An 828-nucleotide genomic window follows, 5' to 3' on the forward strand; every position below is an offset into this window, starting at 1 on the left:
TGTTTGAAGACGCTAACCATCTCGATCAGACGTTTGATATCTTTAGCCTAGGCGTTACCATGTTCCAGTGCCTTACTGGCATACATCCACAGAAGTTCGTCGGTCAAGAGGATAGAGCACCGGTTCTTGATTACAGTCTTCTCAATGACATACGGCTAAAGCCCCTTACCATTCAGCTAATAAGGCAGGCTACACAATTCAATCGCTGGCACCGATTTCGCTCAGCTAAAGAGATGAGCCGGGAAGTAGAACGTACTTTGGGAGAGTAAATGATGCCATTAGCGCCAGGTGAAACACTAGCTGGACCCTGGCAAATTCAGCAGCTCGTTAGTGACCATACCTACCTTCTGTTCAGCGCGGTGGATACTAAAAAGTCCCTTGAGGGACGATTGGTTGTAGTCAAAGCTACTAATCATGGCAAGTCACTTTCGCCAGAACAAGCCAGAGCCTTAAAGCGCAATCTATCTCGTCAGTTAACTTGTCTCAGCCTCAGGCACTACTATCTTCCTGAACCTTTAGACTATGTAACTGTTGACGATGAGCCCGTCTTGGTCTACACCTACTCACCTGGTATTTCACTCCTGAAGCATGTTTGTGACCAAGGACCCTTTTCTCCCGCAATTGCTTTACACATCATTCGACAAATTGCAGATTTTCTCCATTTTCTCCACGATGAAGGGTGGCTCTTCCTAGGCATAAATCCAGCTCATTTTGTCTGGAAAGAGGGCACCTTCCGTGTTGTAGGATTTGGCAATCTCCTTCCTTTTGACCGAAGGTAGGTCTGGTCACTAACGAGCTGCTGAATTTGCCACCGTCACGCTAGTGTTT

2 protein-coding genes are annotated in these 828 nt (G+C 46.9%); both read left to right on the top strand.

The genetic code is table 11. The features are described 5' to 3' along the window. The coding region (locus tag HW443_RS12125) for a hypothetical protein (RefSeq protein ID WP_407079827.1) at positions 1-269 on the top strand (269 nt) is incomplete at its 5' end. Further along, positions 270-779: a serine/threonine-protein kinase gene (locus tag HW443_RS12130; RefSeq protein WP_219857261.1), complete on the top strand. Its 510-nt coding sequence runs from the start codon at positions 270-272 to the stop codon at positions 777-779. Positions 780-828 lie beyond the last annotated feature (49 nt).

Origin of the sequence: Candidatus Hakubella thermalkaliphila (genome assembly GCF_013281975.1) — a bacterium.
GTDB classification, from domain to species: Bacteria; Actinomycetota; Humimicrobiia; order Hakubellales; family Hakubellaceae; genus Hakubella; species Hakubella thermalkaliphila.